Origin of the sequence: Novosphingobium hassiacum, from assembly GCF_014196055.1 — a bacterium.
GTDB classification, from domain to species: Bacteria; Pseudomonadota; Alphaproteobacteria; order Sphingomonadales; family Sphingomonadaceae; genus Novosphingobium; species Novosphingobium hassiacum.
Genome location: NZ_JACICY010000001.1, coordinates 374,462 through 394,490 on the forward strand (window position 1 = coordinate 374,462; position 20,029 = coordinate 394,490).

The window sequence follows — 20,029 nt, forward strand, 5'->3', positions numbered from 1 at the left end:
GAAGGTTTGCCTGCCCGGGCCGGAAGTGTATTCCGGCGCCATGATTACCATCGAACCTGTTGCCCGGAGTAAAATCGAATTCCGGCTTTCGCGCGTGGCGCAAGAAGACGGCATCCGTTATCTGATGGCAGTCGAATCCGGGTCACGCGCCTGGGGCTTCCCGTCACCCGACAGTGATTACGATGTGCGCTTCATCTATGTCCGCCCCGCACGGGACTATGTCACGCTTCGGCCCCTGCGCGATGTTATCGAACGACCGATCGTGGACGACTTCGACGTAAATGGCTGGGACATTCGCAAAACGCTCGGCTTGCTTCTCAAACACAATGCGGTCGTGGCCGAGTGGCTGGATTCCCCTATCCGCTATTTGCCCGACGATCCGGCGATTGGGGAATTGTCAGCGCTTGCGGATCGGCATTTTGATCCGCGCGGCTATGCTCTCCACTATGCTAGCCTTGGCATGAACAACGTGAAGCGCTGGCCGGAGCATGCCGAAACCTTGTCCGCCAAGCGCTATTTCTATGCCCTGCGGCCCGCGCTCGCCGTACGCGCGCTACGCATGAATCCGCTGCGACGGCCACCAATGCGACTGCAGGACCTCATGGCGGTCATCGACCTGCCGCCTGCTATTGCCGACCAGATCAACGAACTGGTGACACTGAAGGCGCAGAAGCGGGAGAAGGCTGGAACCAAGCGGTCCGTCGAAATCGAGGCGCTTGTGCACGATGAACTGGCCCGCGCAGGAACAATTGAGCCGCGTCTCGCAAGCGAGACCTTTCTAAACGAGGCGGATATGCTTTTCCGCAGAATCGTAGGGGCGCGAGATTGAACTTCGGAACGGTCAATCCAGCACGTACCGCGGCCCCGGTCCGGCGGCGCTGGCACGGTCTTCCTTGTTGGTGATGTGGCAGCGGTCTAGGCTGAGGCAGCCGCAGCCGATGCATTCGTCTAGCTTGTTGCGGGTGCGGGTGAGCAACTGGATGCGGCTGTCGATCTCTTTACGCAGCGAGCGGCTGATCTTCTGCCAGTCCATGGTGTTGGGCGTGCGGCCCTGAGGCAGGGCGGCGAGTTCACGCTCGATCTCTGGCAGGCCGAGGCCTAGGCGCTGGGCGATCTGGACGAAGCCGAGGCGGCGGATGTCGGAGCGGAGGAAGCGGCGCTGGTTTCCGCCGGTGCGCAGCGATGTGATCAACCCGCGCTCTTCGTAATACCTGATCGCCGAGACGGCGAGGCCGGTGCGGCGCGACAAAGCGCCAATCGGGATAAGGTCATTGCGGTTCATAATGGCGCACCCGTCCAAGGATTTCGTCCATTCTGACGATGGATCGACGACCTCAACCTAGCTTGAGGTTATATTTCGGCAAGAGTGTATTGGTCCGTTGCGGTTACGATCGCCTCAAACGCTCCCGACGACGTAGCAAGCGGCGGCCATCAGCAGGCCGGCGAAGCGGTTCGAGCGGAACTTGACGAGCGGGTCGGCACCGTCTTCCCTGAGCGTGGCCACCTGCCAGCACAGATGCACGGCGACCGGCGCTAGAGTCAGCAGTGCAAGCGGATCGGGGCGGACGAGCCAGATCGCTCCGCCCCAACAGCCTGTCGCGAGCGCATAGAGACCGCCCGCCCCTGCCCTGACGTGGCGGCCGAACGATAGCGCGGACGAGCCGATGCCGACGAGCGCGTCATCCTCTCGGTCCTGCAGCGCGTAGATCGTGTCGTAGGCCATGCACCATGCCCAGCATCCGGCGTAGAGCAGGCCGAGCGGGGCGAGGTATTCGAAGCCCGACGCCTCGACCCAGCCAACGGGTGCGCCCCACGTGAACACGAGGCCGAGCCACGCCTGCGGCCAGCCGGTGATGCGCTTCATGAACGGATAGGCGGCGACCAGGCCGAGGCTGCCGAGCGCCACGAGTTGCGCTTCCCAGCGCAGTTGCAGGAGGACGACGAGACCGATCGCGCAGAGCGTGAGCAGCCAGATCCATGCCGCGCGTTTGCTGGTCGCGCCGCTGGCGATGGGGCGCGCGGCGGTGCGCGCGACGCGGGCGTCGAGATCGGCATCGACGATATCGTTGTAGACGCAGCCCGCCCCGCGCATCGCGATGGCGCCGAGCAGCATCCACGCGAGGATGCCCCAACGTGCGGTGCCTCCGGCGAGGAACAGACCCCACGCGCAGGGCCAGAACAGCAGCCACCAGCCGATCGGGCGATCGAACCGGGCGAGCAGCGCGAGGTTGCGCCACGGTTGCGGCAGACGCGCGACGTGTCCGCGATGTTCGCTGTCGGGGACGATCTGTTCCGATGTGGCCGGGTCCATGCTTGAAGCCTTACCGTCTGCAGCGAATTCCGCTAGGCGGTTGTGATGCCCGCTACCCCTGCATGGCCGCCAAAGTCCGCGCCGCGTCTGTTTGTCGAAACTGCGCTTGGTGAAGGCCTGCGCCTTTCGATCGAGGGCCAACAGGCGCATTACCTGGGCAAGGTGATGCGCGTGGGCGTGGGCGATGCAGTGATCGTGTGCGACGATGCGACCGGCGAATGGGTGGCGCGCGTGGCCGAAGCGGGCAAGCGCGAAGTAGTGGTTGCGGTCGAGCGGCAATTGCGCCCGCGCGAAGAGGTGCCGGACTTCTGGCTTTGTGCGGCGCTGCTGAAAAAGCCGAATTTCGATCTGGTGCTGGAAAAGGCGACCGAACTGGGCGTGGCGCGCGTGGTGCCGGTGGTGACGCGGCGCTGCGTGGCGGACAAGCTTAACCCCGAGCGGGCGCGGACGATCGTGACCGAGGCGGCCGAACAATGCGCGCGCACCGCGCTCCCGGCGCTGGGTGATCCGGTGAAGCTCGACCAATTACTGCGCGACTGGCCCGAGGGGCGGACGCTGTTCTTTGCCGACGAGAATGGCGGGATGCAGGCTGGCGCGGCGTTTGCCTTGCATGGCATTGCTCCGGCCGCCCTGCTGATCGGGCCGGAAGGCGGGTTCGATGAGGCTGAACGGGCCAGCATCCGCGCGCATCCTGCGGCCATCGCGATCGGATTGGGGCCTCGCATCCTGCGCGGAGAGACAGCGGCAATCGCGGGAACGGCGCTGTGGATGGGGATGCAAGGCGACTGGCTCGACTAGGTCAGCCAATCTGCAAAGGTGAGTCCCGCGCGGACGCAACAATTGCACTGGCGTAAAGCCTTGCGGCGCTTTAACGGATGCGCGCATGAGCACGCGGCAAGTTTCAAATCGCAACGATCCCATCATCGAGAGCCGCGACATGCTGGTCGCGCCCATGCAGAAGGGTGAAAAGCCCAAGGCAGACTGGCGAATCGGCACCGAACACGAAAAGTTCGTCTACCGGACGGCGGATCGTGCAGCGCCTTCGTACACCGAGCAGGGCGGCATCCGTGACCTGCTGTCGGCGATGACCGACTATGGCTGGGAGCCGGTGACCGAAGGCGGCAACGTCATCGCGATGAGCGGCGTCGACGGCGCGATCAGTCTGGAACCTGCAGGACAGCTCGAGCTTTCGGGCGCTCCACTGGAGAACCTGCACCAGACTTGCGCCGAAACCGGACGGCATCTGGTTCAGGTCAAGAGCATCGGCGACAAGTTGGGGCTGGGGTATCTTGGCCTCGGACTATGGCCCGACAAGACCCGCGAAGAACTGCCGATCATGCCCAAGGGCCGCTACGACATCATGCTGCGACACATGCCGCGCGTGGGTTCGATGGGCCTCGACATGATGCTGCGGACCTGCACCATCCAGACCAACCTCGATTATTCGAGCGAGGCGGACATGGTGAAGAAGTTCCGCGTTTCGCTGGCGCTGCAGCCGCTGGCGACTGCGCTGTTCGCCAATTCGCCATTCCTCGAAGGCAAGCCCAACGGGTTCCTGTCCTATCGCAGCCACATCTGGACCGATACAGATCCGGCGCGGACCGGGATGCTGGGCTTCGTGTTCGATGACGGCTTCGGCTACGAGCGCTACGTCGACTACATGCTCGATGTGCCGATGTACTTCGTCTACCGCGACGGCAAATACATCGATGCCTCGGGCCTGTCGTTCCGCGATTTCCTCGACGGCAAGCTCTCGGTGCTGCCGGGCGAAAAGCCACACGCGTCGGACTGGGTCGATCACCTGTCGACCGCGTTTCCAGAGGTGCGGCTGAAGTCGTTCCTCGAGATGCGGGGCGCCGATGGCGGTCCATGGAACCGGATCTGCGCCCTGCCCGCGCTGTGGGTCGGGCTGCTCTATGATCAGGGTGCGCTGGATGCGGCGTGGGATCTGGTCAAGGACTGGGACATGGCCGGGCGCGAGGAACTGCGCGCGCAAGTGCCGAAGCTGGGGCTGGACGCGGCGCTGCCGGGTGGTGGAACCTTGCGCGACATTGCGGCGCAAGTGCTGGCGATTTCGCGCGGCGGGCTTTCGGCGCGGGCGCGGTTGAACGAGGCGGGCGATAACGAGACTGGCTACCTTCAGCCGCTCGACGAAATCGTGGCGACGGGCAAGACTCCGGCGGAGCGCCTGCTCGACTTGTACAACGGACCGTGGGCTGGCGATCTGTCGCGGATCTACGAGGAAAAAAGCTTCTGATGATCATCCTCATCGGTAGCTTTCGATTTCCGCTGGAGAACTTCGAAGCTGCACAGCCGATGATGGAAAAGGTGATCGCCGCGACGCGCGCCGAGGACGGTTGCCTTATGTACGCCTATTCGCGCGACCTGCTGGACCCGAGCCTGGTGCGCGTGGCCGAGAAGTGGCGGGACCGCGCGGCGCTCGATGCGCATTTTCAGACGCCGCACATGAAAGAATGGGCAGTTGAACGCGCGAGCCTCGGCCTGTCCGAGCGGGACATCAAGGTGTTCGAGAGCGACGAGGGCGTGGCGGTTTAGTCTTCAAAAGACCCGTTCGTGCCGAGCGAAGGTAGGGTAATCGCTACTCCGCTGGCTGGGCGACCGGGCGGTTGGGTGTGATCGCGGCGGTAAAGCGGCGCAGGGTGCGCGTGATCGGGCCGTGTTGCGCCATCCATGCATGATATTCGCGATATTTGGCGTCCTCGGCGAGGAGATGCTTCTCCTCGGTGCGGGCGCGCCAGTAATAAACACCGCTGACCAGCGCGAGGATCGTGGTGTTGCGGATCGCGTCGACCATCGAGCCGCTGGTCGCCAGAAACGGCAGCGAGGCGAGCCACCAGTAGGTGTTCTTCGAGAGATAGGCAGGGTGGCGGGTGAACGCGTATGGCCCGTTGGTCAGCACGCCGCGATAGGTGAGGTTCGAAAAGCGCAGGCCGAAGGCGACCGTGGCCCATGCGTAGACCGCGGTGAGGAACACCAGCGCACCTGCCCATATCCATAGCAGTACATCGTGGCCCTGCAGCCAGAACGGCCATTCTGCGCCGTTGTGGCGGTAGTCGAGTACGCCGCCATCGCCCATCAGGATGAACGGCGGGTAGCACATCAGCGCCGCGACCCATGCTCCGAGGTGCGGGTTGGCAGTGCGGATCTGCGCGTCGAGCGGTTTCATCGTGACGAGATAGCCGACCATCGCGATCTGCACGTCGATCATGAACATCGTCTCGATCAGCAGCGTGGCGAATTCGACCGGATCGTGGAACGCGTGGCTCCAGTCGAAGCGGACGACCGCGCCGAAGCCGCCGGGGACGATCGAGATCATGAAGGCGCAGAAGAAGCCCTTGACGATCCACGCAAGCCAGTGGCGCTTGACCTCGGCTGCGTCCCACGGCTCACGCCCGATCAGCATCGCGCCGAAGTGCCAGGCTGGGTCGCGCGGGGTTACCAGCACGCGGTCGAGCCAGAGGACGTAAGGGATCGCGCCCATGAACAGGAACGGAGCCGCGCCCTCCAGCACTTCCATCGCGAAGACGTATTGCCCGCGCCAGTACCAACGGGCGATGCAATAGACGAGGCCGATGATCGCCCATGTCGCCCAAAGCCCGGCGATCTTGGTGATCGAAATGTCGATCACATCGCGCAAGGGTCGTGGATTGGACCAGTCGATGCCGGTGGAGGGGCGGCGGTGGACCTTGTCGACCAGCAGCGACCAGCCGACCATGCCTGCGCCCGAGAAGAGCATCGCGGTCATCGCTGCGGTGGGGCCGTCCATCACGGCGCGCGGGCCGGGGAGCGCGAACGCGTCGGCGATAGCGGGCCAGAAGCGGCAGACCAGCACCCAGAAGGCGAGGCCGACGAGGCCTGCGAGGCCGACGCCTGCGGAGACGTCCGACGGCGGGAGTGATGGGCGCGAGGTCATGTTGCCCATCCCTTAGCCTACAAAGGGTTAGGAAACGGTTTTAACAACAGGCCCACCCCCTACCCCTCCCGCAAGCGGGAGGGGGAAGAAGGCTTAACGGAAGGCGGTGATCTTGCCACCGTCGTCGAGGATGTAGAGCGTCTGGTTGGCGACGACGGGCGCGAGGCTGACGGCCGATCCGACTTCGGTGAACGGGCTGACCGTGCCGTCGGTGACCGAGGCGCTCATCACTTGCCCACGCGAATTGGCGATCCACAGGCGGTTACCGGCAAGGACCGGCCCGGTCCACAGGATCTGATTCTTCTTCTTCTTTTCGTTCTTGTAGCGATCGAGCTGGGTCATCCAGCGGACCTTGCCGTTGGACTTCGCGATACACAGCAGCTTGGCTTCGTCGGTCAGCGTGAAGATCCAGTCGCCCGCGATGGCGGGAGTGGAGATGCCGGCGAGGTTGAGTTCCCAGATGCGCTGGCCGGTAACCAGTTCGTAGGCAGCCATGCGGCCGCCCTGCCCCAAGGCATAGACGCGGCCGCGTTCGATGATCGGATCGGCGTCGATGTCGGTCAGGGTCGAGACGCTGGTGGCAATGCTGGTGCGGGCAAGCGCGTCGGCCCACAGTTCACGGCCGTTTTCGTAACGGTAGGCGACGAGTTCGCCCGAGGAATACCCTGCGACGATGGTGCCCTGCCCTGCGGCGGGCGCGGCAACGCCGAACACGTTGGTCTGGCCGACCGAGGCATTGGCGTTCCACAGCACCGCGCCATCAGGCGCGTTGAGCGTGAGGATCTGGTTGTCCTGCGTCATCACCATGACCTGCCCGAAGGCGATCGTCGGCGAACCGCGCAACGGACCCGCGGGCTTCACCCGCCACTTGATCGCACCGGTGCCGGCATCGAGCGCGGCAACTTCGCCGACGCCGTTGGTAACGTAGACAACGCTTTCATCGAAGGCCGCGCCGCCCCCGAAAGTCGAGTTGGCGTTGTCCTTTTCAGCCTTCACTGCGGTTTCCCACGCGCGTGCGCCTGTGGCGGCATCGAAGGCATGGACCGTACCATTCGTGTCCATCGCGAACAGCTTGCCGCCACCGATTACGGGCGAGGCTGCGAGGCGTTCGCGCGAGGACGAACCCTGGATGGCGACGGTCCACGCCTTGCGCGGGGAGTCGGCCAGTGCGACGTGGCCGTAGGACTTGCTGGCGGTGCCACCGGCCTGCGCGAAATCGGGGTTCACTTCGGGAGCGGGCAGGACGACCGTGGTCAGCGCAATCGAATCATCGACTTTGGTGCCCGCTTCGATCTTGGATAAGATTGGGGTGCGTTCGCCGACGGTGGGCGTCGTCTTGGCCTTGTCCTTGCCGCCGAAGATGCCGCATCCGCCGAGCGCGAGCGCAAGAACCAGCACGCTGGAAAGCGTGGCGCGGCGAAAGCTGGGGTTAGGCGTCATGCTTGAGCATCCTTGCGTGTTCATTTTCATTGCGCTGCGGGTGCGGCCAGCGCGGTTTCGCCCGGATCTTCTACCGCGTCGACGCCGAGCAGACCTGCCATCTGGCGAGCGCGGCGGCGCAGCGAATCCGGTGCGGACTTGTCCTTGGCGATCTGTCCGAACAGCGCGCCGGCAAGATCGTTCTTACCCTGCTTGAGATAGGCGACGCCCACAAGCTCACCCGCGTTGGCAAACCAGGCATTACCCGGCACGGCCAGCGGCTTCAGACGTTCGACAACCTTGGCGGGACCGATCTTGTCGAACGTGATCGCGACTTCGCGAATGGACGCGAGATCGCGAAAAACCTGCGGCGCATCGGTGTCGGCGGCAATCGCAGCAAAGGCGGCTGCGGCTTGATCGCTCTTGCCCTGTTCGGACAGGATACCGGCTTCGACAAGCTTGGCGGTGCCGCGATAGGCATCACGGCCGTCCTTGGCGATCGGAGCGAGTCCGGTTGCCGCGCCGCCCAGGTTGCGGGCTTCGAGCAGGTCGAGCGACTTGGTCAGTTCCTCGCCCTGCTGGCCTGCGACGGACTTCGTATGATTTTCATACCACAGCCAGCCGGCAAGGCCGAGCAGCCCGGCCACGATCACCGCGGCTACGGGCTTGCCGTAACGCTGCAGCGCGGTGAACACTTGGTCCTCGCGCAGGGCATCGTCGACCTCGCGCAGGAATGCATCACCTGTCGGGGATGCACCTTGGGCTGCAAGCTGGTCTGAACGGGACTGCGGTCGATCGGGACGGAGGGCCAAGGCAGCGCGCTTTCGGGAAGTACGGTGGAAGATTGCTAACGTTTGTCTGGCGCGGTGTTTAGCGGATGGGACCGCCTTTTCAACGGATTTGATTTTGTAGGAATTCAGCGTGAACCTTGGCTGAAGGCTGACTCAGGGGAAGGACGCCCGGCCGAGTGCCTTGGCATAAAGCGCGGCGTAGCGGGCGGCCATCACGCTCTCGTCGAGTTCGTCGCGCGCACGCGTGCGGTTCGCGTCGCCGAGGCGGCGGCGCAGCGTATCGTCGGCGGCGAGTGCTGCGACGGCGGCGGTGAACGCGTCATCATCCTTGGGCGGCGTAATGAACGGGCGGTTGGCCTCGCTGACCATGTGCGCGACGTCGCCGACGGCAGGGCTGGCGACAGCGAGACCCGCGGCCATCGCCTCGATCACCGAGAGCGGCGCCTGTTCGCTGTCGGACGACAAGGCGAACAGATCGAACAGGCCGATAGCCGCCGAGGGATCGGGAACGTGGCCGGGCAGATGGACGCGGTGGCCGAGTTGGAGGTCTGTCGCCTGAGCGAGGATCGCGGCGCGCTCGGGCCCCTCGCCCAGAATGACGAGATGCCATTCGGGCGGCAGATCAGCCAGAGCGCGGACCATGCGCGGGAGGTTCTTGACCGCGCGCAGACCGGCGAGCGTGCCGAGCCACTTCTCGCCCGGGCGCTTGACCACGCGCGGCAGGACATCGGGCCGGGGCTTGCGCAGGAAGGCGGCGGTGTCGACGCCGTTGGGGATCAGGTGAACGCGGGCGCGGGGTTGATGCCACGCCTTCAGCGCGATGCTTTCGAGCTGGTGCGAGGGCACGACCAGCGCCGAGGCACGCGACAGGGCGACCATGCGATACCAGTTGCGGCTACGCTTGAGGCCGCCTGCCTCGTCAGCATTGAAGCCGTCTTCGTGGTGTACCAGCGGGGCAAGACCCATCGACGGCGCGAAGACCGCATGAGCCAGCACCGCATCCATCGCGCCCCAGTTGTAGGTCAGGATCAGGTCGAAGTCCTGCATCGCACGCGCCAGCGTCTGCAACCGGCCGATCCGCAACTTTCCGGCAAGCGCGGGAAAGCCGAACGGGAAAAATGCGGCAACGCGTTTGTCGATCAGGATTTTGGCACCCATTGCCGTGGGCTGGGCCGAAACGATGTGGTGCGACACACCCTTCCAGAAGCGGTTCATCAACGCGACGGCGCGGCGCTCCTTGCCGCCTGCGTCGAACGTCGAATGGAGATGGAGCACCTTGAGCGGTGCTCCCTTTGCGCGCGCGGTCATGCCATCCGGTCGAGCAGCCGTTCGATCGCCGCGACCGACTCCGGTTCGTCGAGCGTCGGCGCGTGGCCGATGCGCGGGATGGTGACGAGTTCGACGCCGGGGCGGGTGGCCATACGCTCGCCAATGTCTGCCTCGAGGATATCGGAGTTCTGACCGCGCAGGATCAGCAGCGGACGCGTTGCGAGCGCATCGTAGAGCGGCCACATATCGACTTGCGGCGTTACTCCGGCGGGCGTGTCGAACGGCTCGGCGATCTTCATGTCATAGTCGAAGGCGACGCGACCACCCGTACCGAGCACCATGATCCGCTTGGCAAAGCGCAGCCAGTCGGTGATTTCCCAATCGGGATAGACATCGCCGGTGCTTTCCTGAAGCGCGCGGGCGGCGTGCATCCAGGTTTCGTGATTGCGCCCCTGCCCGACGTAGCCGCGAATGCGTTCGAGGCCCGCTTCGGATATGTCGGGGCCGATGTCGTTGAGCACGGCGGCGGCGATGCGCTGCGGATTGGACATGCATAGCAGCATGGTCAGCAACCCGCCGAGCGAGGTGCCGATCGAGACGAAGCGGGTGATGCCTTCCTGCAGCAGCAGCAGCTCGATATCCTGCAGGTATTGCAGCGGCTGATAGGTCATCGGGTCCTTGGCGTAGTCGCTATCGCCACGACCGCGCATTTCGGGACAGATCACGCGCCATTTGCCCGCGAGGTGGGCTGCCAGATCCTCGAAATCGCGCGCGTTGCGGGTGAGGCCGGGCAGGCACAGGATCGGCGGGCGCGCCGGATCACCCGCATAATCGCGAAAGTGCAGTTGCAGCCCGTCGGCGCTGGTCCAGTGACGATCTTCGAATTGCGCCATGATCGTGTGTGAAACCGCCTTGTGCCCTGGACTTAATCGGACGCGCCGCTTGCAGGCGGGCATCGCCACCCCCACTATTGCCGGTATGACGGCACCCGTGCAAGCCGCGATCTATCGCGCATCACCCCGGATCATGGCCTTGGCCGACTGGATCGGCGATCCGGTAGAGGCTGCGGACTTCCCCGAGACGACGCTGCGCTGGCGCAACGACCGTGCAGCCGCCGAGGTCGGGCTGGCGAATCTCTCGGACGAGGAATGGGTGCGGCACTTCGGGCGGTTCGCACCGCTGCACGACAACATGCCGGGTCCGCTGGCGCTGCGCTATCACGGGCACCAGTTCCGCACCTACAATCCCGAGCTGGGCGACGGGCGCGGGTTCACCTTTGCGCAGATGCTTGATGGCGACGGGCGGCTGATGGACCTTGGCACCAAGGGGTCCGGGCAAACGCCGTGGAGCAGGCGCGGTGACGGCCGGCTGACGCTGAAAGGCGCGGTCCGCGAGATTTTGGCAACCGAGATGCTGGCTGCGCTGGGGGTCAATACCAGCCGCACATTCAGCGTGATCGAGACCGGCGAGGCGCTCTATCGCGGGGACGAGCCCTCACCCACACGGTCGGCGGTTATGGTGCGGTTGAGCCACGGCCACATCCGCATTGGCACATTCCAGCGGCTGGGCGCGCTGGGGTTCGATGACGAGATGGCGCAACTGGTGACCTATTGCCTGGCGAACTTTCCGGGCGCTGCGTTTTCGGACGCGCCGCATCCCGCCGTGCGATTCTTCAATCAGGTCATCGAGCGGATGGCGGACATGGCCGCGAGTTACATGGTCGCAGGCTTCGTCCATGGCGTGCTCAATTCCGACAACATGAACGTGACCGGCGAGAGCTTCGACTATGGCCCGTGGCGGTGGCTGCCGCAGTGGGAGCCGGGCTTTACCGCGGCCTATTTCGACCATCAGGGGCTCTATGCCTATGGTCGCCAGCCCGAGGCGATTCACTGGAATTGCGGGCAGATGGCGGTGGCTCTGCGCAATCTGGTCGAAGCGCCGCCGCTGATCGAAGCGCTCAATCGTTTTCCCGATCTGTACCAGCAGGCCATGGCGCGGCGGTGGTGCTGGCGGCTGGGTGTCAAGCAGCGCGGGCTGGAAGAAGACACCGCGCTGATCGGCGCTTGCGAGCGGGCAATGGTGGCCAGCGGCATGGGGCCGGACGCGTTCTTCCACGCGCATCGCGGGGGGCGCGGGCCGTATGAAATCCCCGAGCTTGAGGCAGCGCTGGCGCCATATAGCGCGACCGATGCAGGGCACCCCTATTGGTCAGACGCCGCGCCGCAATCGCTGCTGATCGAGGAAGTCGAGGCAATCTGGGCGCCGATTGCGCGCGACGACGACTGGTCGATGCTCCAGACCAAAGTGTCAGCGATCCGACGGATGGGTGATGCGATGGGCGCGCGGCCCGAGCCGCTGGGCCACGCTCCGCGCTGAAATCGCGCAGCACCACTGGCCCCGCGCATGAATATTGTTTAATCGGTAACCTTCCCGGCGGTAATCGCTGCGGGATAACGAGAAAAGACAGGTTGATCCGTGGCAGTGGCCGAAATCGTATCGTATGAGCCCGCGACCGGCGAGGAAGTGTGGCGCGGCAAGGTCGGCGATGTCGACGAGGTCGTCGCGCGCGCCCGTCGCGCCTGGCCCACGTGGGCCGCGCAGCCGCTCGCCACGCGGATCGAACTGCTCCGCCGCTTTGCCAACGAAGTGCGCAAGGACGCCGACAAGCTGGCGACGATGATCTCGCGCGAGACGGGCAAGCCGCTGTGGGAAGCGCGCACCGAAGTCGAAAGCGTGATCAACAAGGTCGAGATTTCGGTGCGGGCCTATGCCGACCGGACCTCGCAGCGCAAACTGGATTCGGCACTCCAAGGCACCGCCGCGCTGCGCCACAAGCCGCACGGCGTGCTCGCGGTGCTGGGACCGTACAACTTCCCCGCGCACCTGCCCAACGGCCACATTGTACCGGCGCTGATCGCGGGCAACGCGGTGGTGTTCAAGCCATCGGAAAAAACGCCTGCAACCGGCGAGATGCTGGCGCAGTGCTTCCATCGCGCGGGGATTTCGGCCGCTGTCGTACAGGTGCTGGTCGGCGGACCCGAGCAAGGCCAGGCGCTGGTCGCGCATGACGGGATCGACGGTGTGCTGTTTACAGGATCCGCCCACGCCGGGATTGCGATCAACCGCAAGCTGGCGTCGAACCCGGGCAAGATGGTCGCGCTCGAAATGGGCGGCAACAATCCCATCGTGATGTGGGATACGCCCAAGATGCAGGACGCGGCGTCGCTGATCGTCCAATCTGCATTCACCAGCGCAGGCCAGCGTTGCACCGCCGCGCGCCGTTTGATCGTCAAGGCTTCGATCTATGACGAGGTGATCGACGAGGTGAAGCGCCTGGCCGACCGCGTCATCGTCGGCGCGCCGTTCGACGATCCGCCGCCATTCATGGGGCCGGTCATCGACAATCGCACCGCCGATGGGCTGACCGAGAGTTTCGTTTACCTGCTCTCGTCGGGCGGGCGTCCGATCAAGCACATGGTTCGCCTGCGCGACGACCTGCCGTTCCTGAGCCCCGCGATCATCGACGTGACCGGTGTGGCCGAACGGCCCGATGTCGAGCTGTTCGGGCCGCTGCTGCAAGTGGTCAAGGTCGACGATTTCGACCAGGCGATTGCCGAGGCCAACAACACGCGCTTCGGCCTTTCGGCGTCGCTGATCGGCGGCAGCCCACAGGACTACAACCGGTTCTGGGCGAACATTCGTGCAGGCGTGGTCAACTGGAACCGCCCAACCAACGGCGCGAGTTCGGCAGCGCCGTTCGGCGGGGTCGGGCTGTCGGGCAACCACCGGCCAAGCGCATACTATGCTGCCGATTACTGCGCCTATCCGGTCGCCTCGACCGAGATGGACCAGCCGCGCGCGAGCATCGGCGTTGGCTTACGCAGCGACTAGGCTATTGCTCCCGCGGATCGGGTAGCGGGAGCGCGGGGTCGATCGGGCCACCGGGGACAATGACGCGATTGCGCATGTCCTGCTGCGTGAGGTCTGGGTCGACCATCAATTGCCCTTGCAGCGCCTCTGCCATCACCGGATCGAGCGGAGCACCGTCCTGTTCGAGCGGCGCTGGCCCGCAGGCCGCGAGCAGCGCCGTGGTGAGTGCGGACAGAAGGTAACGCAGCGCTGGCATTCTGGGCGTGTAAGCCGGGTCCGGTTAAGAAAGTGCCCACCCCCGACCCTTCGCGCAGGCGGCAGGGGGGAATGGTTTGCGCAACGAAAAGGGGCGCTCCACCTGGGTGGAGCGCCCCGCCGACCTTTCAGTGCGACCCGAAGGACGGTCAGTAATCGTTAGCGGCAGCGCGATCCGCCATTATCCACTTCGCGGCCGAGCAGTGCGCCACCGGCTGCACCCAGGATCGCGCCGAGGGTACGGTCACCGTAGTTGCCCGCAACTTCACGGCCAAGCAGGGCACCGGCTGCGCCACCGATCAGAAGACCCGTGGTGCCGTTCGAGCGGCGGCAATAGTTGCGACCATCATTACCGCGCCAGACGCGCGTGTTGCGGTAAACCGGATCGCCGTAATATCCGCGATCGTTACCACGGTAGTAGCCACGGTCGTTACCCCGACCATAGTAGCGGTCGCGGCGGCCATCGTTGCGATAGTCGCGATAGTCACGATCGCGGCGGCCTTCCCAGCGGTCACCGTTCCAGCCTTGGTTCCATTCGCTGGCGACCACGGCAGCCGGACCGTGGGTCGCGGTGGCGGCAACGGCAGGTGCCGACGTCGTAACGAATGCGGCGGCCAGTGCGAGGGCGATGTTCCTGAACTTTTTCATCACTGTTCTCCTCATAACGGTCGGACGTTTCGGGGGTTCCGTATCGTCCAGAAGCTGTTGTTGGTTCATGTTTACGCACCCCAACCTGAACAGACCGCAACCGACGTGTCAGAATTCGATTTTGCGATGGGGCGCATATACGCGTCGGTGAAACGTTTGAACGAAAGCGGGTGGCGGGATGTCCGAGATGCTGCCAAGTGCCGCAAATGACCGTTCATTCATCCGCCCAGCCAGTTTCGGTGCAACGTGGCCTGTTCGCCGCTATCGCTGCCTATGGGCTGTGGGGCTTGCTGCCGCTGTACTTCCGCGCGCTGCACGATGTGCCGCCGCTCGAACTGGTCGGCTGGCGCGTCGTCTGGACGGTCCCCGTGTGCCTGGCGATCATAGCCTTCCGCAAGCAGGGCCCGGACCTGCGCGCCGCATTCGCGAATCGCCCTGTGTTGGCGATGCTCGGGCTGAGCGCCGCCCTGATCGCCGTGAACTGGCTGATCTTCGTCATTGCGATCAACAACGGACACGTGCTTGCGACGAGCCTGGGCTATTACATCAATCCGCTGCTTAACGTGTTGCTGGGCACCATGTTTCTGGGCGAGCGGCTGAGCCGGGTGCAGTGGTGCGCGGTGGCGCTGGCGGGCGCGGGTATCGCGCTGCTGCTGGGAGGCGCGGTCGATACCCTGGCCATCGCGCTATCGCTGGCGGTGACCTTTGCGGGCTACGGGTTCGTGCGGAAACAGGTGCCGGTGGGTGCCGTGCCGGGGCTGACTGTCGAGACTTTGCTGCTGTTTATCCCCGCCGTGATCGTGGTGTTCCTGGCCGCCTTTTCACCGCAGGGGTCAAGCATGGCGATGGGCGGAAAAGTCACGCCGCTGCTCGCAATGGCGGGTCTGGCGACGGGCCTACCGCTCTTGCTGTTCGCCGTGGCCGCGCGCGCACTGCCGCTGTCAACGCTGGGGTTTTGCCAGTTTCTCGCGCCGACGATCAGCTTCGTGCTGGGGCTGACGGTGTTTGGCGAAACGCTCGATACGCCGCGCCTGGTCTGCTTCGTGCTGATCTGGCTGGCGATCGCGCTCTACAGTTGGGACATGTGGCGCCAATCACGCACCGTCGGACAGGCGCCAGCCTAGCGATTCGCCCGCGTGGAACGGCACGATGGTGGTGCCGTTGGCATCGACGGATTCGGGTACGGTGACCGGCACCTTTTCGAGCGAAATCGTGTCGGCGTTGACCGGCAGGCCATAGAACGCCGGACCGTTGAGCGAGGCGAAGGCTTCGAACTGGTCGAGTGCGCCTTCATCGTCAAATACGGTGATGTAGCTTTCTAGCGCGAACGGAGCATTGAAGATGCCCGCGCAACCGCAGGCGGCTTCCTTGAGGTGCTTGGCGTGGGGCGCTGTATCGGTGCCGAGGAACACGCGCGGAAAACCCGAGGTTGCCAGCTTGCGCAGCGCGAGGCGGTGTTTCTCGCGCTTGGCCACGGGCAGGCAGAACGCGTGCGGGCGAATGCCGCCGACAAGCATCGCGTTGCGGTTGATGTGGAGGTGCTGCGGGGTGATCGTGGCGGCGACGGTTTCGCTAGCGCCTGCCACGAACTGCGCGGCCTCTTCTGTCGTGATGTGTTCGAATACGATCTTGAGCGCGGGCATCGCGGAGACAAGCGGCAGCAGCGTGCGTTCGATGAACACCGCCTCGCGATCGAAGATATCGACGTGGGCGTCGGTCACCTCGCCGTGGATCAGCAGCGGCATGCCGATGCGCTGCATGGTCTCGAGCACCGGGTAGATGTTGGCGATATCGGTCACGCCATGGGCCGAACCGGTGGTGGCATGGGCGGGATAGAGCTTGGCCGCAACGAACGTACCGCTGGCATAGCCGCGTTCGACTTCGGCAGGATCGGTGCCGTCGGTCAGGTAAAGCGTCATCAGCGGAGTGAAGTCGCTGCCCGCGGGGAGCGCGGCGAGGATGCGGTCGCGATAGGCGGCGACACCTGCGACATCGGTCATCGGCGGATTGAGGTTGGGCATGACGATCGCGCGGGCAAACTGGCGTGCGGTGTAGGGAACGACGCCTTTCAGCACATCGCCATCGCGCAAGTGCACGTGCCAGTCGTCGGGGCGGCGGATCGTCAAAGTCTGGGTCATGGCCCTTCCCTTAGCGACGGCGCCCCCTATGTTCCAGCCATGACCAGACTTTTCGACCGTGCGCTGATCCGCCTTTCACCCCAGGACTCCACCGAGGACGTGCCCGCGTTCCTGCAGGGGCTGGTCACCAACGATGTAAAGGGCGTGCTGCCGGTGTGGACAGCGCTGCTTTCGCCACAGGGCAAAGTGCTGTTCGACTTCATCGTCTGGCCCGATGGGGACGGCTTGCTGCTCGATTGCGAGGCGGCGGCAGCGGACGCGCTGGCCAAGCGGCTGACCTTGTACCGGCTGCGGCGTAAGATCGGCATCGCGCGGGCGGACGAACTCGGCGTGTTCTGGGAGGATCATCCCGGCGACGGCGGCGCGCGCGATCCGCGTCTCTCTGCACTGGGCCAGCGCTGGGTGGCGGCGGCGGGCGATGCGGACGCGGCGGGAGATTCGGCCTGGCTGGCGCACCGGCTCAAGCTGGGCGTCACCGAAGGTCAGGCCGAGCTGGGCGATGTGCTCTGGCTCGAATGCAATGCGGTGGACCTGAACGGGGTGAGCTTCACCAAGGGCTGCTATGTGGGCCAGGAGAACACCGCGCGGATGAACTGGCGGCAGAAGGTCAACCGGCGCTTGCTGGTGGTGCCGTTGGAGCAATCGAACGAGGCGCGGCGGCGTGTGGCCTATCCCGAGCTCGGGTTGGCGGTGGATCACCGGCGCGTCGAGGATATTCCTGCCGAGCTTGCGCCCGCGTGGATGGATCTCAGCCCTCAGGAGTGACAGGCGCGGTCTGCAGGCCTTCGACCAGCATCTTTTCAGCGCGGTCGCGGGCGGCATCGCGCGGCAGGTCGAGCGCGACGGCAAGCGGACCGCCCATCAGCGCATCGCCCAGCGCCATCAGTACGAGCGCGAGCGTGGCGCTGCGCTGCGTGTCCGAGCCGTATTCGTCGAGATCGACGACGAGATCGTGAATCGTATCGACGATCGGGTCTAGCGCATCTTCGTTGCCCGAGAGCAGCATCCACGAAGCAAGGGCGCCTGCGCCTTCGCGGTCGAACGCATCAAACGTCAGGTCCACCACGTCGCGCGGCTTGCCAATGCCGGAGCGGCTGGCGATCACCGCGTCGCGGATCGTAGAACAGATCGTTTCGGCGAGGTGCTTGGCAAGTGCCTTCTGGAGGCCGGAAGCCGAGCCGAAGTGATGCAGCAGGTTGGCGTGCGTGCGACCGATTCGCCCAGCGACGGCCTTGAGCGTGACCGCCTGCGGACCGGTTTCAACCAGCAGGCTGCGCGCAGCCTCGAGCGCAGCCATGCGGCTTTCCTCGGGCGAGAGCCGCTTCCTTATTGACATTGGTGTAAGCACGCCTAAATTGTCGCTCATGACAGCCATGACCCCTACGATAGCCCTAGAACGCAGCGCCGCTTCGAGCAAGCCGGTGCCAACGCCCGCCGATCTGACGATCACCATTCGCGACCGCCGCTTCGGCCGCAACGCGCCTCCGGGCCGCTGGTGGTTGAACAACGATCCGGTTGCGACCGCCTGGCACAACGCGCTGTCCGCCACCTTTCCACGGGGCGAGGCATTCTTCATCGAATCGGTAAAGGCCCACCGCGATGGCGCGCCGCCGAAGCTGGAGGCCGAAATTCGCGCCTTCGTGAAGCAGGAAATCAACCACACGCGCGAACATGTGGCGTTCAATCGCATGGCCGAAGCAGCGGGCTATGACATCGCCAAGATCGACAAGCGCGTCGAGGAAATGCTGGCGCTGACCAAGGACCGCCCGGTGATCGTCAATCTGGCGGCGACGATGGCGCTGGAGCATTATACCGCGATGATGGCGCACGAATTCCTCGCCAACCCCGCGCACTTTGCCGGGGCAGAACCGGAAACCGCCAACATGTGGCGCTGGCATGCGATCGAGGAAATCGAGCACAAGGGCGTCGCCTACGACACCTGGCTGCATGCGACGAAGGGCTGGAGCCGGTTCAAGCGGTGGAAGGTCAAGTCGCTGATGATGGTGATCGTGACCAAGAACTTCTTCACGCACCGCGTCGAGGACACGCTGGACCTGCTCGCGCAGGACGGACTGACCGGGGCGAAGTGGAAGTGGAAGCTGGCCGCTTACCTGCTGTGGAAGCCGGGCGTTGTGCGCCGCGTATTTCCGGCCTGGGTCAGCTACTTCCTGCCCGGGTTCCATCCCTGGCAGCATGACGATCGCGCGCTGATCGCGAAGATGGACAGCGAATTTTCCGATGCGGTGATGGCGCGTTGATTTAACGTCGCAGGCCCACCCCCAACCCCTCCCGCAAGCGGGAGGGGGGAAGACGAAGCCTGTTGTCTGCACCCCTCACGCTTGCGGGAGGGGTCGGGGGTAGACCTTCTTATTCAGGCCGCGCGCAAGGTTCGCATGGCGGCGATGCCATCGTCCTGCGGGCCGTCCGAATTCTGCAGCTCGAGCGCGTGGATCACTGTCAGCGCGGCTTCGCGGCGGGCGGCGCTGCGCCCGAGGCGGATTTCGCCGGTCGGACGGAAGCCGGTCTTGGCCAGCACGCGTGCGGACGCGATGTTATCGACAAAATGGCGTGCGACGATCCGCTTGTGGCCAAGTGTCGGTGCCAGCGTGAGCAAGGCGCGGACCGCTTCGGTGGCAAAGCCCCTGCCCCAGTGCTGGCGGGCGACCCAGTAGCCGAGCACGCTTTCACCCTCTTCCTGCGCAAGGCCGACGCAGCCCACCAAGCGCGCCCCGTGCGCGCCGGGGAGCGTGACGAGGAAACTCGGGTGGCGGATGCCCTGCGGGCTTGCGGCGAACGCCTGCGCGTCGCTGGGGCGATAGGGCCACGGCTCGCGCAGCAAGTTGCAGACGATCGACTCGTCATCGATCAGGGCGTGAAGCTCGGCCCAGTCCTCGGGCCAACCAGGCCGCAGGAACAGCCTTTCGCTGCGAATGAACATATATGTCTCCGTCTCGGCGGTGCCCTCCAGCGCGGCCCTAGGCCTCTGAAGTGACAACAGTATTGCGCGAGGGAGACATGAAAAGAGGGAGACGGGCGGGGCCCTCTCCCTCTATCGGCCGGTCCTGAAACCGGCGGGGCCACCCATCAGGATGGCCCTATGCAGACCATCGTTATTCTGCGGCTTGCGCCATAACGTCGACCGACACGTACTTGCGATCAAGCTTGCCACCGTGGAAGCGCACGCGACCTTCGGCCAGCGCAAACAGGGTGTGATCCTTGCCGATGCCGACGTTGGCGCCCGGATAGACGCGCGTGCCGCGCTGGCGGATGATGATGTTGCCGCCGATCACTTCCTGACCGCCGAACTTCTTTACGCCGAGGCGGCGGCCTGCTGAGTCGCGACCGTTGCGCGAAGAGCCGCCTGCTTTCTTATGTGCCATATCGAATTACTCCG

General features: G+C 64.9%; 22 protein-coding genes. 9 read left to right on the forward strand and 13 right to left on the reverse strand.

Annotated features, from left to right (window positions below):
- Positions 1-25: 25 nt before the first annotated feature.
- A complete protein-coding gene (locus tag GGQ88_RS01985; RefSeq protein ID WP_183611336.1) occupies positions 26-829 on the forward strand; it encodes a DNA polymerase beta superfamily protein in 804 nt (267 codons plus the stop codon).
- Between the two features lie 12 nt (positions 830-841).
- Here the strand turns inward: GGQ88_RS01985 and soxR are convergent, their stop codons facing one another.
- Together soxR and ubiA are read right to left on the reverse strand one after the other, a co-directional pair.
- Complete coding sequence (gene soxR / locus GGQ88_RS01990; RefSeq protein WP_183611337.1) at positions 842-1,282, reverse strand: redox-sensitive transcriptional activator SoxR; 441 nt, start codon at positions 1,280-1,282, stop codon at positions 842-844.
- A 114-nt stretch (positions 1,283-1,396) separates the two neighbouring features.
- A complete protein-coding gene (ubiA, locus tag GGQ88_RS01995) occupies positions 1,397-2,311 on the reverse strand; it encodes a 4-hydroxybenzoate octaprenyltransferase (protein ID WP_183611338.1) in 915 nt (304 codons plus the stop codon).
- 45 nt (positions 2,312-2,356) lie between these two features.
- Between ubiA and GGQ88_RS02000 the strand changes: the two genes are divergently transcribed.
- The 3 genes from GGQ88_RS02000 (at position 2,357) to GGQ88_RS02010 (ending at position 4,867) form a co-directional block, all read left to right on the forward strand.
- A complete protein-coding gene (locus GGQ88_RS02000; protein ID WP_183611339.1) occupies positions 2,357-3,109 on the forward strand; it encodes a 16S rRNA (uracil(1498)-N(3))-methyltransferase in 753 nt (250 codons plus the stop codon).
- 85 nt (positions 3,110-3,194) lie between these two features.
- Positions 3,195-4,568 carry a glutamate--cysteine ligase gene (locus GGQ88_RS02005; RefSeq protein ID WP_183611340.1) on the forward strand — a complete coding sequence of 458 codons (1,374 nt, stop codon included), beginning with the start codon at positions 3,195-3,197 and terminating at the stop codon, positions 4,566-4,568.
- The gene (locus GGQ88_RS02010) at positions 4,568-4,867 is read left to right on the forward strand and encodes a putative quinol monooxygenase (protein WP_183611341.1); all 300 of its coding nucleotides are present in this window, start codon (positions 4,568-4,570) and stop codon (positions 4,865-4,867) included. Before GGQ88_RS02005 ends, GGQ88_RS02010 begins: the two co-directional genes overlap by 1 nt.
- A 43-nt stretch (positions 4,868-4,910) precedes the next feature.
- Here GGQ88_RS02010 and GGQ88_RS02015 read toward each other — a convergent pair whose 3' ends face one another.
- From GGQ88_RS02015 to GGQ88_RS02035, 5 genes are all read right to left on the reverse strand, one after another.
- Positions 4,911-6,245 (reverse strand): methyltransferase family protein, encoded by a 1,335-nt coding sequence (locus tag GGQ88_RS02015; RefSeq protein ID WP_183611342.1) that lies wholly within the window; start codon positions 6,243-6,245, stop codon positions 4,911-4,913.
- A 93-nt stretch (positions 6,246-6,338) separates the two neighbouring features.
- Positions 6,339-7,685, reverse strand: coding sequence for an outer membrane protein assembly factor BamB family protein (locus tag GGQ88_RS02020; protein ID WP_183611343.1), 1,347 nt, complete (start codon positions 7,683-7,685; stop codon positions 6,339-6,341).
- Between the two features lie 26 nt (positions 7,686-7,711).
- Positions 7,712-8,476: a tetratricopeptide repeat protein gene (locus GGQ88_RS02025; protein ID WP_183611344.1), complete on the reverse strand. Its 765-nt coding sequence runs from the start codon at positions 8,474-8,476 to the stop codon at positions 7,712-7,714.
- Between the two features lie 132 nt (positions 8,477-8,608).
- A complete protein-coding gene (locus GGQ88_RS02030) occupies positions 8,609-9,763 on the reverse strand; it encodes a glycosyltransferase family 4 protein (protein WP_183611345.1) in 1,155 nt (384 codons plus the stop codon).
- Positions 9,760-10,617, reverse strand: a complete 858-nt coding sequence (locus GGQ88_RS02035) for an alpha/beta fold hydrolase (protein ID WP_183611346.1) — start codon at positions 10,615-10,617, stop codon at positions 9,760-9,762. The genes GGQ88_RS02030 and GGQ88_RS02035 overlap by 4 nt, the downstream gene beginning before the upstream one ends.
- A gap of 85 nt (positions 10,618-10,702) precedes the next feature.
- Here GGQ88_RS02035 and GGQ88_RS02040 point away from each other — a divergent pair, with 85 nt between their 5' ends.
- Both GGQ88_RS02040 and astD read left to right on the forward strand, forming a co-directional pair.
- Entirely contained in the window at positions 10,703-12,100 is a 1,398-nt protein-coding gene (locus GGQ88_RS02040) for a protein adenylyltransferase SelO family protein (protein WP_183611347.1), read from the forward strand.
- Positions 12,101-12,199: 99 nt separating this feature from the next.
- On the forward strand, positions 12,200-13,615 hold the full coding sequence (astD, locus tag GGQ88_RS02045; RefSeq protein ID WP_183611348.1) for a succinylglutamate-semialdehyde dehydrogenase: 1,416 nt from the start codon (positions 12,200-12,202) through the stop codon (positions 13,613-13,615).
- 1 nt (position 13,616) lies between these two features.
- Here the strand turns inward: astD and GGQ88_RS02050 are convergent, their stop codons facing one another.
- The gene (locus GGQ88_RS02050) at positions 13,617-13,850 is read right to left on the reverse strand and encodes a hypothetical protein (RefSeq protein WP_183611349.1); all 234 of its coding nucleotides are present in this window, start codon (positions 13,848-13,850) and stop codon (positions 13,617-13,619) included.
- Positions 13,851-14,008: 158 nt separating this feature from the next.
- On the reverse strand, positions 14,009-14,497 hold the full coding sequence (locus GGQ88_RS02055) for a glycine zipper 2TM domain-containing protein (RefSeq protein WP_183611350.1): 489 nt from the start codon (positions 14,495-14,497) through the stop codon (positions 14,009-14,011).
- Between the two features lie 206 nt (positions 14,498-14,703).
- On the opposite strand from GGQ88_RS02055, the gene rarD reads away from it, so the two are divergent.
- Complete coding sequence (gene rarD, locus GGQ88_RS02060) at positions 14,704-15,621, forward strand: EamA family transporter RarD (protein ID WP_183611351.1); 918 nt, start codon at positions 14,704-14,706, stop codon at positions 15,619-15,621.
- On the opposite strand, the gene pyrC is transcribed toward rarD, so the two are convergent.
- Positions 15,592-16,635 carry a dihydroorotase gene (pyrC, locus tag GGQ88_RS02065; protein WP_183611352.1) on the reverse strand — a complete coding sequence of 348 codons (1,044 nt, stop codon included), beginning with the start codon at positions 16,633-16,635 and terminating at the stop codon, positions 15,592-15,594. The genes rarD and pyrC overlap by 30 nt on opposite strands.
- Positions 16,636-16,674: 39 nt before the next feature.
- On the opposite strand from pyrC, the gene ygfZ reads away from it, so the two are divergent.
- A complete protein-coding gene (gene ygfZ / locus GGQ88_RS02070) occupies positions 16,675-17,400 on the forward strand; it encodes a CAF17-like 4Fe-4S cluster assembly/insertion protein YgfZ (RefSeq protein ID WP_183611353.1) in 726 nt (241 codons plus the stop codon).
- Here ygfZ and GGQ88_RS02075 read toward each other — a convergent pair.
- Complete coding sequence (locus tag GGQ88_RS02075) at positions 17,384-17,971, reverse strand: TetR/AcrR family transcriptional regulator (RefSeq protein WP_183611922.1); 588 nt, start codon at positions 17,969-17,971, stop codon at positions 17,384-17,386. The two genes, ygfZ and GGQ88_RS02075, sit on opposite strands and share 17 nt — an antisense overlap.
- A 37-nt stretch (positions 17,972-18,008) precedes the next feature.
- Here GGQ88_RS02075 and GGQ88_RS02080 point away from each other — a divergent pair, with 37 nt between their 5' ends.
- The gene (locus tag GGQ88_RS02080; RefSeq protein ID WP_183611923.1) at positions 18,009-18,893 is read left to right on the forward strand and encodes a metal-dependent hydrolase; all 885 of its coding nucleotides are present in this window, start codon (positions 18,009-18,011) and stop codon (positions 18,891-18,893) included.
- Between the two features lie 113 nt (positions 18,894-19,006).
- Here GGQ88_RS02080 and GGQ88_RS02085 read toward each other — a convergent pair whose 3' ends face one another.
- On the reverse strand, positions 19,007-19,573 hold the full coding sequence (locus tag GGQ88_RS02085) for a GNAT family N-acetyltransferase (RefSeq protein ID WP_183611354.1): 567 nt from the start codon (positions 19,571-19,573) through the stop codon (positions 19,007-19,009).
- Positions 19,574-19,745: 172 nt separating this feature from the next.
- Positions 19,746-20,015, reverse strand: a complete 270-nt coding sequence (rpmA, locus tag GGQ88_RS02090) for a 50S ribosomal protein L27 (RefSeq protein ID WP_183611355.1) — start codon at positions 20,013-20,015, stop codon at positions 19,746-19,748.
- Positions 20,016-20,029: the final 14 nt, after the last annotated feature.